12 protein-coding genes are annotated in these 14,033 nt (G+C 59.7%); 11 read left to right on the forward strand and 1 reads right to left on the reverse strand.

Annotation, left to right across the window (positions count from 1 at the left end):
• Positions 1 to 48: 48 nt before the first annotated feature.
• From GQ39_RS09745 to GQ39_RS09795, 11 genes are all read left to right on the forward strand, one after another.
• Positions 49 to 1,137, forward strand: coding sequence for a polyamine ABC transporter substrate-binding protein (locus GQ39_RS09745; RefSeq protein ID WP_047529279.1), 1,089 nt, complete (start codon positions 49 to 51; stop codon positions 1,135 to 1,137).
• Positions 1,134 to 2,435: an NAD(P)/FAD-dependent oxidoreductase gene (locus GQ39_RS09750; protein ID WP_047529282.1), complete on the forward strand. Its 1,302-nt coding sequence runs from the start codon at positions 1,134 to 1,136 to the stop codon at positions 2,433 to 2,435. The genes GQ39_RS09745 and GQ39_RS09750 overlap by 4 nt, the downstream gene beginning before the upstream one ends.
• Positions 2,436 to 2,606: 171 nt before the next feature.
• The gene (locus tag GQ39_RS09755) at positions 2,607 to 3,203 is read left to right on the forward strand and encodes a paraquat-inducible protein A (RefSeq protein WP_047529285.1); all 597 of its coding nucleotides are present in this window, start codon (positions 2,607 to 2,609) and stop codon (positions 3,201 to 3,203) included.
• Complete coding sequence (locus tag GQ39_RS09760; RefSeq protein ID WP_047529287.1) at positions 3,200 to 3,856, forward strand: paraquat-inducible protein A; 657 nt, start codon at positions 3,200 to 3,202, stop codon at positions 3,854 to 3,856. Before GQ39_RS09755 ends, GQ39_RS09760 begins: the two co-directional genes overlap by 4 nt.
• Positions 3,837 to 5,513 (forward strand): PqiB family protein, encoded by a 1,677-nt coding sequence (locus tag GQ39_RS09765; protein ID WP_047529289.1) that lies wholly within the window; start codon positions 3,837 to 3,839, stop codon positions 5,511 to 5,513. Before GQ39_RS09760 ends, GQ39_RS09765 begins: the two co-directional genes overlap by 20 nt.
• A 17-nt stretch (positions 5,514 to 5,530) precedes the next feature.
• Complete coding sequence (locus tag GQ39_RS09770) at positions 5,531 to 6,073, forward strand: PqiC family protein (RefSeq protein ID WP_047529290.1); 543 nt, start codon at positions 5,531 to 5,533, stop codon at positions 6,071 to 6,073.
• Positions 6,074 to 6,372: 299 nt separating this feature from the next.
• The gene (locus GQ39_RS09775) at positions 6,373 to 7,047 is read left to right on the forward strand and encodes a histidine phosphatase family protein (RefSeq protein ID WP_047529292.1); all 675 of its coding nucleotides are present in this window, start codon (positions 6,373 to 6,375) and stop codon (positions 7,045 to 7,047) included.
• Positions 7,048 to 7,262: 215 nt separating this feature from the next.
• Positions 7,263 to 8,921 carry a lipid IV(A) 4-amino-4-deoxy-L-arabinosyltransferase gene (arnT, locus tag GQ39_RS09780; RefSeq protein ID WP_236693092.1) on the forward strand — a complete coding sequence of 553 codons (1,659 nt, stop codon included), beginning with the start codon at positions 7,263 to 7,265 and terminating at the stop codon, positions 8,919 to 8,921.
• A gap of 313 nt (positions 8,922 to 9,234) precedes the next feature.
• Positions 9,235 to 10,248 carry an iron ABC transporter substrate-binding protein gene (locus tag GQ39_RS09785; protein WP_047529296.1) on the forward strand — a complete coding sequence of 338 codons (1,014 nt, stop codon included), beginning with the start codon at positions 9,235 to 9,237 and terminating at the stop codon, positions 10,246 to 10,248.
• A 3-nt stretch (positions 10,249 to 10,251) separates the two neighbouring features.
• Complete coding sequence (locus GQ39_RS09790) at positions 10,252 to 11,850, forward strand: ABC transporter permease (protein ID WP_047538693.1); 1,599 nt, start codon at positions 10,252 to 10,254, stop codon at positions 11,848 to 11,850.
• Entirely contained in the window at positions 11,847 to 12,911 is a 1,065-nt protein-coding gene (locus GQ39_RS09795; RefSeq protein WP_047529297.1) for an ABC transporter ATP-binding protein, read from the forward strand. Before GQ39_RS09790 ends, GQ39_RS09795 begins: the two co-directional genes overlap by 4 nt.
• Positions 12,912 to 12,927: 16 nt before the next feature.
• Here GQ39_RS09795 and GQ39_RS09800 read toward each other — a convergent pair whose 3' ends face one another.
• Positions 12,928 to 13,866, reverse strand: coding sequence for a site-specific integrase (locus tag GQ39_RS09800; RefSeq protein ID WP_047529299.1), 939 nt, complete (start codon positions 13,864 to 13,866; stop codon positions 12,928 to 12,930).
• Positions 13,867 to 14,033 lie beyond the last annotated feature (167 nt).

Consider the following 14,033-nt stretch of genomic DNA (forward strand, 5'->3'; position numbering starts at 1 on the left):
AACAATGAAGAAACGCCTGAAAATCCAATAATTCGAAGAGGTGTCGCTATGCGTCTATTGAAGTCCGTGGTTCCGGTCGCGCTAACTGTTTTGTTCAGCGCCGTAGCCCAGGCTCAGCCACAGGTCAGCGTCTACAACTGGACCGACTACATCGGCGAGACCACCCTCGCCGACTTCCAGGCCAAAACCGGGATCAAGGTGGTCTACGACGTTTTTGACTCTAACGAAACCCTGGAGGGCAAACTGCTCGCCGGGCGGACCGGGTATGACGTGGTGGTGCCGTCCAACCACTTCCTCGCCCGCCAGGTGAAGGCTGGCGCGTTCCTCAAGCTGGACCGCGAGCAACTGCCGAACTTCAAGAACCTCGACCCGAAACTGCTGGCGCTGCTCGAGAAAAACGATCCGGCTAACGCCCACTCGGTGCCGTACCTGTGGGGCACCAACGGCATCGGTTACAACGTCGACAAGGTCAAGCAGGTGCTGGGCATCGATCACATCGACTCCTGGGCCGTGCTGTTCGAACCGGAAAACATCAAGAAGCTCAGCCAGTGCGGCGTGTCGATCATGGACTCGGCGGATGAAGTGTTCCCGGCGGTGCTCAACTACATGGGCATGGACCCGCGCAGCGAAAACCCCGAGGACTTCAAGAAAGCCGAAGCCAAGCTGTTGAGCATCCGTCCGTACGTCACCTACTTCCACTCCTCCAAGTACGTGTCGGACCTGGCCAATGGCGACATTTGCGTCGCGTTCGGTTACTCGGGGGATGTGTTCCAGGCCGCCAACCGGGCCAAGGAAGCCAAGAACAACGTGAACATCGCCTACGCCATTCCCAAGGAAGGCGCCAACCTGTGGTTCGACCTGCTGGCGATCCCGGCCGACGCCAGTAACCCGAAACAAGCCCATGCCTTCATCAATTACCTGCTCGATCCACAGGTGATTGCCAAGGTCAGCGCCTCGGTCGGCTACGCAAACCCGAACCCGCCCGCCAAGCAGTACATGGATGCGGAGCTGGTGAACAATCCCGAGGTTTATCCCTCCCAGGCAGTGCTCGACAAACTGTACATTTCCACCACCCCTCCACAATCGATCATGCGTCTGATGACCCGTTCCTGGAGCAAAGTGAAGTCCAACCAATGAACCAGTACACCCTGGAACACACGCTCTCCTACTATGCCGCCTCGGCCAGGGGCATGGCGCCCCGGCCCGAGCTGGCCGGGGACCTGGTCGCTGATGTCTGTGTGATTGGCGGCGGCTTCACCGGCGTCAACACCGCCATCGAACTGGCCCAGCGCGGGCTCTCGGTGATCCTGCTGGAAGCCCGGCGGATCGGCTGGGGCGCCAGCGGGCGCAACGGTGGCCAGTTGATTCGCGGGATCGGTCATGACGTCAGCGGTTTCGCCCGGCACATCGGTGCCGACGGCGTGCGCTATCTGGAGCAGGCCGGTGTCGAATCGGTGGCGCTCGTGGGCCAGCGTATCCGCGAGCATGGCATCGACTGCGACTTGCGCTGGGGCTTTTGCGAACTGGCCAACACCCCGGCGCAGTTCGCCGGCCTGAAAGCCGAGTACGCTGGGCTGAAGGAATCGGGTTACGCCCATGAAACCCGCCTGATCGAACCGGGGCAGATCCGTGATCAGGTGGTGAACTCCGGTGTGTATGCCGGTGGTTTGGTCGACATGGGGTCGGGCCATTTGCACCCGCTGAACCTGGTGTTGGGCGAGGCGAAAGTCGCCGAGTCTCTGGGTGTACAGATCTTCGAGCAGAGCCCGGTGCTGGAGCTGATCCATGGCAGTACCGTGCAGGTGCGCTGTGCCGGGGGCACGGTGCGCGCCGGCAGTCTGGTACTGGCCTGCAACGCTCACCTGGAAGAGCTTGAGCCGAAACTCAGCGGCAAAGTGCTGCCGGCGGGCAGCTATATCGTCGCCACCGAACCGTTGTCGGCAGCACTCGCCTCACAACTGATTCCGCAAAACCTGGCCCTGTGCGACCAGAAAGTGGGCCTGGATTATTATCGGTTATCCGCCGACCGGCGCCTGCTGTTCGGCGGTGCCTGTCATTATTCGGGGCGCGATCCCCGAGACATCTCGGCCTATATGCGTCCACAGATGCTCAAGGTCTTCCCGCAATTGGCGAATGTGCGCATCGACTATCAATGGGGCGGCATGATCGGCATCACCGCCAATCGCTTCCCGCAAGTCGGGCGCTTGAGCCAGCATCCCAATGTGTTCTACGCCCAGGGTTATTCCGGACATGGCCTGAACGTGACCCACTGGTGCGCCAGGTTGCTGGGTGAAGCGATTCACGCGGGTCACAGCCACGGCTTTGACGTGTTCAGCGCCGTGCCGCACATGACCTTCCCCGGCGGCCGCGTTCTGCGTTCGCCACTGCTGGCGCTCGGCATGTTGTGGTATCGCCTGCGTGAAGTGCTGGGCTGAGGTTGGCCTCAAGAGATAGACCCATCCTGTGGCGAGCCCACTCGCCACCGGTATCTGGCTGAGCAATCAGCTTCATTCAGTCGTCAAATAGCCTTTCGATTTGCTCAATGGCCAGTCACTTCTATATTGAGGAGGTGCTCATTCATTCCTGCCTCCTGTCGAGCTTGGCCAATGGCGACGACTGCCCCACTGATCATTTGCGAGCACTGCGACTGTGTGTACGAGAAAGTCACGCTCGCCAAACACCAGAAAACCCTGTGCACACGCTGCGGCGGGGTGCTGCAGCGCTATGACGGCTTGACGCTCCAGCAGCGTCTGGCATTGACCCTGACCGCGCTGATGCTGTGGATTTTCGCCAATTTCTACCCGGTCATGAGCATCAGTCTCAAGGGCCTGAAAAACAGCGCGACGCTCTGGGATTCGGTATTGGCCCTGAGTCTGGGGCCCATCACGTTCATCGCCATGGTGGCGGCCATCGCCATGATCATCGCGCCGATCTTTCAGCTGTTTCTGCTGATTTGGGTCCTCGGTTTCGCCCTCGCCGGCCGACGCTCGCCCGCTTTCAAGCTTTGCATGCGCTGGCTGGAAACCCTGCGGCCCTGGAGCATGCTGGAAGTCTGCCTGTTGGGGGCAATGGTCGCGGTGATCAAACTCGCCGGTTTTCTCGATGTGTTGCCGGGGATCGGCCTGTTTGCCTTGGCCATTCTCAGCCTGCTGATGATCCGTATTGCCGGGCGCGACATTCGCGAACTCTGGGACATCCTATGACAACGCCTCCGGTGGCCCGTGAACTCGGCTTGTGCCTGTGTCACAGCTGCGGGCTGGCCTGCGACATGACCCACGAGCCCCACGAATGCGAGCGCTGCGGCGCCCCGCTGCACCGGCGCAAAACCAATTCGCTGACCCGCACCTGGGCCTACCTGGTCACCGCCCTGGTGTTTTACATCCCGGCCAATTTGCTACCGGTGATGAACACCAAAATGGTCGGCCATGGCGCCGACAGCACCATCATGAGTGGCGTGCTGGAGTTCTGGGAGGCCGGTGCCTGGGACATTGCACTGATCATTTTTATCGCCAGCATCGCGGTGCCTGGCGTCAAGTTCGTGGCCATTACGTTATTGCTGGTGACGGTGCAACGCGACAGCCAATGGGCACGCAAGGAACGATCACAGCTGTACCGCTTCGTCGAGGTCATCGGTTACTGGTCCATGCTCGACGTGATAGTGGTGGCCCTGGTGGCCTCGCTGGTGAAGTTTCAAGCCCTGGCCGATATCGAGCCACGGCCCGGCATTCTGTTCTTTGGCCTGGTGGTGGTGTTCACCATGCTGTCGGCGATGAGTTTCGATCCGCGTCTGATCTGGGATGAAAAACCGCAAGCCCCACACAATGAGGAGGTCACGGATGAAGCAACTAGCCACTGAAGGGGCACAGGTGCCTGGGCCGGCGCCGATCAAGACCCGCCGTTTCAACGTATCGCTGGTCTGGATCGTGCCGATTGTCGCGGTGTTGGTGGGCATTTCCCTGGTGGTGCACAGCATCCTGCAGGAAGGGCCGACCATCACCATCACCTTCAAGACCGGTGACGGCCTGACGGCGAACAAGACCGAGGTCAAATACCGCAACGTGGTGATCGGTCAAGTCTCGGACGTGGAACTGAGCAACGACCAGAAAAGCGTCAACGCGACCGTCAAACTGGCCAAGCAGGCGGAGAGTTTTACCCGCGAAGACTCGAAATTCTGGGTAGTGCGCCCGCGTATCGGCGCCGGCGGGGTGTCGGGCATCGATACCCTGTTGTCCGGGGATTACATTGGCGCCGATATCGGCCTGGCCAATGCCAGGGCGAAAAATTTCAAGGGCCTGGAAAACCCGCCCCCCATCACCTACGGCGAACCGGGCAAACGCTTCACCCTGCATACGCAGGACCTGGGGTCGCTGGATATCGGCTCTCCGGTGTACTACCGCAAGATCCCGGTCGGCCAGGTCGTGGCCTATGCGCTGGACCCTGACGGCAAGGGGGTGAACATCGACCTGTTCATCCACGCCCCCAATGATCAGTACGTCACCGAGAACACCCGCTTCTGGAATGCCAGCGGTGTCGATGTGAACGTCGGCGCCAACGGCTTCGCGGTCAAGACCGAATCACTGTCCGCCTTGCTGGTCGGCGGCATTGCCTTCCGTGCGCCTGAATACAATCCCGACGATAAGCCTGCGGCTGAGGAATATACCTACGAACTGTTCGAGGACCAGCAAACCGCCCTGGCCCCACCCAACGGCAAGCCGCAGTACCTGGCCTTGCGCTTCGATCAGGCATTGCGCGGGCTCAAGGTTGATGCTCCGGTCGAATTCCAGGGCGTGGAGATTGGCAAGGTGGTCTCGGTCAATCTCGATTTCGACGTGCAAAAACGCAGTTTCCCGGTCAATGTCGGGATCGTGATCTATCCACAACGCCTGGGTCAGGCTCATCAGAAAATGCTCAAGGCCCTGAATCATGACCCCAACGATGAAGCCGGCGGTGTGCGGCTGATAGGTTCCTTCATCGAAAACGGCCTGCGCGCCCAGGCTCGCACCGGCAATCTGTTGACCGGCCAGTTGTACATCGCCTTGGACTTCTACCCGAAAGCGGAAAAAGTCACCTTCGATGCCAATGTGCGCCCGGTCATGATTCCTACGATTCCTGGCAACCTCGAACAACTGCAGGAAAAACTCGAAGCCATGGTCGCCAAGATCAATCAACTGCCGATCGAGCGCATTGCCAGCAATCTCGACAGCAACCTGGTCGAATTGCGCAAAAGCCTGGGGCAGTTCAACGCCAAGACCTTGCCTGGGGTGCATAACACGCTTACGGACGTGAGCAAGACCCTGCAAACAGCCAACTCGACGCTTCAATCGGCCCATTCCACCCTGGCCGATGATTCGCCACAACGGGAAAAACTGGACCAGACCCTGAACGAACTCGGGCGCACATCCCGTTCATTGCGTGATCTGGCGGACTACCTGGGACGGCATCCGGAATCCCTGATTCGCGGTCGCCCCGACAACGCCGCGCCGATGGATCTGCAAGGACCACCGAGCAAATGACCAGAGGAGCCTCACCCATGGTTTTTCCGCTGAAGATGACGTTGATCGCAGCGTTGGCAGTGCTCGCCGCCTGCCGCAGCGATCCGATACAGTTCCACACCCTGACCCCGGCCCAACTGAGCAGTCCAGGATCAACGACAGATATCCGGATTGAAAGCCTGATCGTCCCGCCCCAGGTCGATCGTCCACAGATCGTCGTGCGCGAGGGCAATACGGGCATGGCGATCCTCGAAACCCAGTGGTGGGGGGCGAGCCTGGTGGATGAGTTGCGCAGTGCCCTGCTCGATCAGATGGTCAACAGTAATCCGCAACGCAAACTCTCGGTGCGCCTGGAAGTACAGCGTTTTGATTCGATCCCCGGCCAATACGGACTCCTTGATGTGAAATGGCGTCTGCGCAACGGCGAGGAGATTCTGATGACCTGTCGCAGTACGTTGCAGACCCCTTCCGGGCCATCCATCGATGAACTGGTGGCGGCACAACAGAACAACGTTAAACGCCTCGCTGCGCTGATCAGCCAGGCCGCCTCGGGCACGCGCTCGAGTTGTCCGTCAACCTGATCACCTTGCACAGGCTCGGCGCTCAACGGTGACGGGATCGCCGTTGAGCCGGTTGATCTCCGTTCAGTTCTACTGCGCGTTATGCCCCAGTAAAAGATAAGTGTTACCAATAACCCACTAAGTTATCCGCTTGAGCATCGTTGCGTTTTTTTCACATTCATTTCACCCCCCCGACACCTGCACGGATTTAGTTTTCACCGCGACTAAAACGCCCTCTTGGTTATGAGGCACTCATTCTGCGCAGTTTGAATCCTGTTATTAACAGCACATTCAAATGCGCCTCCGCAGGTAGAAAGAACTTGATCAACAGCTTTTCGCACAAAGGATCGCAGCCCCCCGTTCAGGCAAAGCGCCTGCTCAAATCGTTGCTGACGCTCAGTGGTGTGCTGTTGGTTGCCGCGCTGGTGACCGGCTTTGTCTGGTGGCAAAAATCCCCGGTCAATCTGGTGGACGCCGGAACGCAAGTCAGGGCTCAACTGTTGCAGGAATGGTCAGCTGGCGAGGTGGTGGTCCTGGTGCGCCATGCTGAACGCTGTGACCGCTCAACCAACCCTTGCCTGGGGCCAACTGACGGCATCACCCGCCTGGGCAGTGAAGCGGCCAAGGCCGTCGGGCAAGGCTTTCTGGGCCTGGGGATGACGCAGGCCGATGTCCTTTCCAGCCCGCTGACCCGCACGATGCAAACCGCCTATTACATGTTTGGCAAAGACGCGCAGGCCCAGGATTGGCTAGCCACTTGTGGCAGTACCCTGCGCAATGACGTCGTGGCGCACAAGCGTGCCGGACACAATCTGGTACTGGTAACACACAGCGGATGCATCAGCGATTTTGAAGCCCAGACCGGTTTTAAACATGCCGCAACCAGTGAATATGGCAGTTCATTGTTCGTGCACATCGCGAACGATGGAGAGCTTCAGATAGTCGGCATTGTCAAGGCAGAAGATTGGCACTTGCTGTCTAATCAAAAACACTGAAATAACAATCAGGCTTAGTTGCACGGGTGAGTGCACTCCCCTTTATTGAGTGTTCGCTGAAACTAAATGACACGCAATAAATTCTGCACCGTCGGCCAACAACCTGAAACTGCCCATACTTGCAGGCAACTTCCGAGTACCAAGGACGAGCAATGACGCACCACCCTTCCTTACCCCGATCTGTTGACGGCTTGCCCCGTAATGCCTCCCGGCCAATGCTTTTCAGTGAGCGCTGGATCCTGTGTGCCCTGGCTGTGGCGTTCGTGGCGTTCTACCTGCTGCCACTGATGTCCCATGGCTTGTGGATTCCCGACGAAACCCGCTATGCCCAGATCAGCCAGGAAATGTTGCTGAGCGGTAATTGGGTCTCACCGCACTTCATGGGTATCCGTTACTTCGAAAAACCCATTGCCGGTTACTGGATGATCGCCATCGGGCAGGCGGTGTTTGGCGACAACCTGTTCGGGGTGCGGATCGCGTCGGCGTTGAGTACCGGCCTGAGCGTCTGGCTGGTTTACCTTATCAGCCGCCGTTTCTGGAACGATCCGCGCAAAAGTTTTGCGTGCGCGCTGTTTTACATGAGTTTCGGGCTGATCGCCGGCCAGGCCGGCTACGCCAACCTGGATCCGCAGTTTACGCTCTGGGTCAACTTGAGCCTGGTTATGCTGTGGTTCGCCATCGACAGTCGCACGAGCCGTGGTCGGCTGGGGGCCTGGGCATTGCTGGGCTTTGCCTGCGGCATGGGCTTCATGACCAAGGGGTTTCTCGCCTGGTTGTTGCCGGCGCTGATCGCCCTGCCCTATATGCTCTGGCAGCGCCGTTTCAAGGAAATGTTGGGCTACGGCTCACTGGCGGTGCTCGTTGCGATCATCGTGTGCCTGCCATGGGTGCTTGCCATCCACCACCAAGAACCGGATTTCTGGAACTTCTTCTTCTGGAACGAACACGTGCGCCGGTTCGCCGCCGATAACGCACAACACGCTCGTCCCTGGTGGTTCTACCTGCCAATGATGGTGGTTTCGAGTCTGCCGTGGGCTGCGTTGTTGCCAACGACCTTCATCCAGGCCTGGAAGAACAAACGCCAACCGGTCTTTGCTTTTCTCCTGCTCTGGCTATTGTTGCCATTGGCCGTGTTCAGCATGAGCAGCGGCAAGCTGCCGACCTACATCATGCCGTGCCTGTTGCCGCTGGCAGTGTTGATGGGACATGCCGTGACCGAGTTGCTGGCCCATGCGCGAGGCCGGACGATTCGCATCAACGGCTGGCTCAATGTCGTCATTGCCACTGGCGCCTTGCTGGCGTTGCTCTACCTGCAGGCGACCAGGGAAATCTACGCGAATACCGAGATGTTCAGCCTGTCCATGGTGTACATCGTGCTGGTTGGCTGGATCATCGCCAACGCCTTGCAGATCTTGCGCCCCCTGGAGCTTTGGGCGATGCCGGCACTTGGCATCTGGCTGCTGGTCGCGCTGCTGCCTGCCGCCATGCCGAGCCAGATTGTCGACAGCAAAATGCCCGACCGGTTTATCGCCGAGCACCTGGACAGCCTGAAGCAGACCACATCATTGCTCAGCAATGACCTGGGTGCGGCCTCGGCGCTGTCCTGGCTGGTCAAACGACCGCAGGTCGATCTCTACAATGTCATCGGCGAGTTGAAATACGGCCTCGCAGACCCGGCCATGGCTTCGCGCAAGGTGACCAAGGAAGACGTCGGGCAGTGGATGACCGAGGCGCGCAAAAAGGGTTCGGTCGGCGTGGTGATGCGGGTCAACAGTGTCGATGAAATTCAGGAAGTCGAATTACTGCCCATCGACGGCCAGCGTTTTCAACGCGGCAACCTGGAAGTGCTGATCTTCCCGCAAAGCCGGCCCTGACGGCGATTGATGTAAAAAACCGAGACCCTCGACGGGTTCTCGGTTTTTTTTTGCGTCAGGGCTGCATTGGTTTTTCGGGGCCAGGGCAACGCTGCGCGAGCCCTTTGCGCAAAAGCCCGTACTTGAGCCGTTACCGGCCTTCGCAGAAGCGTTAAATGACAGGAATTAACGATTTTTTTGACGTTTTTTTCTCATTCTCCGCACTACATTCGCCCGCCAAACATGCAAATGATTCCTATTGAACTACACTGAGCGACGCCCTATCCTCGTCAACTGTACGTGTTCGATTCTTAAAAGCCGGAGCTGCCACCGCATGATTTCCCGTTTGCCGTCATTCCTGAAAAAAGCCCTGCTGGCCACCGCCCTGGTGAGTGCCGGCCACGTGTATGCAGCCGACAGCGTCGGTATTGTGGTTTATAACGCGCAGCATGAAGGCCTGACCAAGGCGTGGGTCGAAGGCTTTACCCAGGAAACCGGTATTCCCGTCACCTTGCGTAACGGTGATGACACCGAGATGGGCAATCAGATCGTGCAGGAAGGCGCCGCGTCGCCAGCCGATGTGTTCTTGACTGAAAACTCTCCAGCCATGGTCCTGGTCGATAACGCGGGTCTGTTCGCCCCTGTCGACAAAACCACCCTGGAGCAAGTCGACTCCGCTTACCGCCCGGCCCACGGCAAATGGGTTGGCATCGCCGCACGCTCCACCGTATTCGTCTACAACCCGAGCAAGCTGCCGGAAACACAACTGCCGAAATCGATCATGGACCTCGCTGCGCCAGCCTGGAAAGGCCGCTGGGCCGCATCGCCGGGCGGTGCCGACTTCCAGGCCATCGTCGCCGCCATCCTGGAGCAGAAAGGTGAAGCCGCGACCCTCGAATGGCTCAAGGCAATGAAAACCAACTTCACCGCCTACCGGGGCAACAGCTCGGTGCTCAAGGCGGTCAATGCCGGGCAGATCGACAGCGGCGTGATCTACCACTATTACAGTCTGGTCGATCAATCCAAGACCGGTGAGAACAGCAAGAACACCGCCCTGCACTACTTCAAACACAAGGATCCGGGTGCCTTTGTCAGCATCTCGGGCGGCGGCGTCCTCGCCTCCAGCCAACACAAGGAACAAGCCCAGGCATTCCTCAAGTACGTGACAGGCAAGGAAGGCCAGGACACGCTCAAGAACGGCACTTCGTTTGAATACGCCGTGGGCAAGAACGCTCAATCCAACCCAAAACTGGTGCCTTTGCAGCAGCTTGACGCGCCAACTGTCGATGCTTCCAAACTCGACAGCAAGAAAGCCGTGGAGCTCATGACTCAGGCCGGACTACTTTAATTGTTGCCTGAAACCCTGCCGGTGGGTATCGCCGAAGCGCTACCCACCCACCTGCGTCGTCGATCACGCGGCCGATTCGCGAGCCGTGGCGGCGCGTGGGTCGTTGGCCTGTCCGTGCTGGTTTCCTTGCTGGCACTGCTTCCCATCGCATTCGTCGTCGGCGTTTATCTGCAGACCGGCTGGTCCACCCTGGTGCCACTGGTGTTCCGGCCGCGCGTCGGCGAATTGCTGGTCAATACCGTGCTACTGGTGGTTATCACCATTCCTTTATGCATTGCCCTGGGGGTGGCGCTGGCATGGCTGACAGAACGCACGAATTTGCCGGGACGACGCTGGTGGTCGTTGCTGGCCACCGCGCCGCTGGCGGTGCCGGCCTTCGTTCACAGTTATGCCTGGGTCAGCCTGGTGCCACCGATTCACGGGCTGTTCGCCGGGGTGCTGGTGTCGGTCATCGCCTACTTCCCGTTTCTTTACCTGCCGGTGGCCGCGACGCTGCGTCGACTCGACCCGGCCATCGAAGATGTTTCCGAGTCCCTCGGGCTCAAGCCCTGGGCAGTATTTTTCCGCGTGGTGCTGCCGCAATTGCGCCTGGCCATTTGCGGCGGTGCCTTGCTGGTCGGCTTGCACCTGCTGGCCGAGTACGGCCTGTACGCGATGATCCGCTTCGACACCTTCACAACTGCGATCTTCGATCAGTTCAAGTCCACCTTCAACGGGCCTGCCGCCAACCTGCTGGCCGGGGTACTGGCCCTGTGTTGCCTGGCGATGCTGACCGCAGAATCGGCGGCGCGCGGCAATGCGCGTTACGCCCGTGTCGGTTCAGGCAGTGCCCGGGAGCAACGGGTGGTGCAACTGAGCGCGCCTTTGAAGGCACTTGCGCTGTTCCTGCAGATCATCACTTGTGTCCTGGCCTTGGGCGTGCCGTTGTTCACCCTGGGTAAATGGTTGATGGCCGGCGGTACCCAGGTCTGGGACTTGCCCGAGCTACTGCCGGCCCTGGAGCAGACGCTGATGTTGGGCGTAGCGGGGGCGGCGCTGACCACCTGCGCAGCGATTCCGATTGCCTGGCTGTCGATTCGCTCACCGGGCCGCCTGCAACGACTGCTGGAAGGCTGCAACTACATCACCAGTTCGCTGCCAGGGATCGTCGTGGCGCTGGCATTGGTGACGGCGACCATCCACTTTGCCCGGCCGATTTACCAGACCACCATTACGGTGTTGCTGGCTTACCTGCTGATGTTCCTGCCTCGCGCCCTGGTGAGCCTGCGTGCCGGTATCGCCCAGGCGCCGGTTGAACTGGAAAACATGGCCCGCAGTCTGGGCCGCTCGCCCGCCCGGGCCCTGTGGCTGATCACCCTGCGCCTGGCCGCTCCGGGTGCTGCAGCGGGCGCCGCGCTGGTGTTCCTGGCAATCACCAATGAACTGACCGCCACCCTGCTGCTCGCCCCCAACGGTACGCGCACGCTGGCGACCGGGTTCTGGGCCATGACCAGCGAAATCGATTACGCCGCCGCAGCGCCCTACGCGCTGCTGATGATTGTCCTGTCGCTGCCGCTGACCGGGCTCCTTTATCACCAATCCAAGAAAACGGCTGGCCGATGAACGCTCTAGAACTGCATTCGATCTCTAAATCCTACGGGTCCCACCGGGCCCTGGATAACGTCAGCCTGTCGGTGCCGACGGGCAGCCGCACGGTGATTGTCGGCCCGTCGGGATCGGGTAAAACCACATTGCTGCGGATGATCGCCGGCTTCGAATTTCCCGATACCGGCCGCCTTTCGCTCAACGGCCAGACGCTGGTCGATAGCACCCACGAGGTGCCGGCGCACCAACGCCTGATTGGCTATGTCCCACAGGACGGCGCCCTGTTTCCGCACATGACCGTGGCCGCCAATATCGGCTTCGGGCTGGCCAGCAAGGGCCGCGAACGGCAAGAACGCATCGCTGAATTGATGGACAGCGTTGCCCTTGACGCGCGCATGGCCGACCGCTGGCCCCATGAGCTGTCCGGTGGACAGCAACAACGGGTGGCGCTGGCGCGTGCCCTCGCCCAGCAACCGCGGCTGATGCTGCTGGATGAACCGTTTTCGGCGCTCGATACCGGCTTGCGCGCCGCCATGCGCAAACTGGTCGCGCGATTGCTGGCGGACGCCGGCGTGACCACCATTCTGGTCACCCATGACCAGAGCGAAGCGTTGTCCTTCGCCGATCAATTGGCGGTCATGCGTAATGGGCGGTTGGTGCAGTCCGGGCATCCCCTGGACCTTTACCGCTATCCCGAGGATGAAGAGACCGCGCTGTTTCTCGGTGACGCCGTGGTCATGCCCGCCCGAATCGAGGCCGGTTGGGCCCATTGCGATCTGGGTCGGATTCCGGTCAACAACCACCGCAACAACAGCTCGGCGCAAATCATGCTGCGGCCCGAGCAATTGCAGCTGGCCAGCGTCGTGCCCAACACGACAGAGGTTGCCGGTTGCAACGCGGTGGTGACCGAGCGTGATTTCAGCGGCAACACCTGCACGCTGACCGTGGAGCTGCAATCCTTGAACGCCGACGACGCGCCAGGTCGATCACTGCTGGTGCGCAGCTCCGGCATGTACGCGCCACCGACTGGCAGTACCGTTCAAGTCTCGACCATCGGTCACGCCCATGTACTGAGCTGACCGTTCACCCCTGCCTTCAAAGGTCGAAGCGATCGACCGCCCGGCGCCGCTCATTGTCGTCACGCACATCGTAATTGGCCGTGGTCTGGATGTTGCTGTGGTGGGCGAGCTTCTGGGCGATCGACAAGTCGTGCTCCTCGATGACCCGGGTGATGAACGAGCGGCGGAAATCATGGGGCATGATCTTCACCCCCACCTGCGCGCCCCGCTGGCGGGCGATGTAATAGATCGCATGCTTGGTAATGCGCTCACGGGTGATGTGGCTGCCGCGCCGTATGCGGTTGAACAGGAAGGTGTCGTCGGCCTCGCCTTCCTTCAACTGTGATCGGCGCAACTCCAGCCAGGCGTCGAGCTTGGCGAAGGCCCAGGCCGGGGCATATTTGATTAACTGTTTGTTGCCCTTGGCGGTGACCCGAAGGCTGCGCTCAGTGAAGTCGACCTGATTCAAGTCCAGGTTCACCGATTCCGATTTGCGCATGCCCGAGCCATACAGAATCCCGATGATCGCCGCGTCACGCAGGCCCTGCGGTCGTGGATCTGCGGCACACACTTCCATCAGTTCCTGGATCAGCGTCCGGCGAAGATTGCGTCCCTGGGACAGGCGCGTGCCCGCGATGCCCTTGACCGAACGCATTTTCAGCAAGTGTTCCTGGCTGATCAGGCTCATGCGCCACGCCTCGTTCATCACACCGCGTACCGCATTGACGTACAGCGACGAGGTATTGGGTGCGTATCCATCGGCGCGCAGGGTGGCGACCAGCGCAATCACATCTTCAGGTTGCAGTTGATGCCAAGGGATCTCTTCGATATTCATGTCTTCGAAGTCCAGACGATCGGCTGCGTCCTGCAGGACGTAACGCATGGTCAATTGGCTGGACGGCGCCAGTCGCGCCAGATACAGCGTCAGTGGATTGGTCTTGGGAATATTCGAGTCAACAACAGGTAAGTCAATCAAACGAAACGGCCTTGAATGAAAACAATTCAACGAAACAACTAAGGATGGAAAACAGACCCTATACAGCGCGAGACTTCTGTCAGACTTTTCTGTTAAAAGCAGCGAGAAACCGTAAAAGTCTGAACAGTCGCTTAATAGCTTTTAGATAAACGATTCGCCGACCGTTT

The organism is Pseudomonas sp. 11/12A (genome assembly GCF_000800055.1).
Lineage (GTDB): Bacteria > Pseudomonadota > Gammaproteobacteria > Pseudomonadales > Pseudomonadaceae > Aquipseudomonas > Aquipseudomonas mohnii.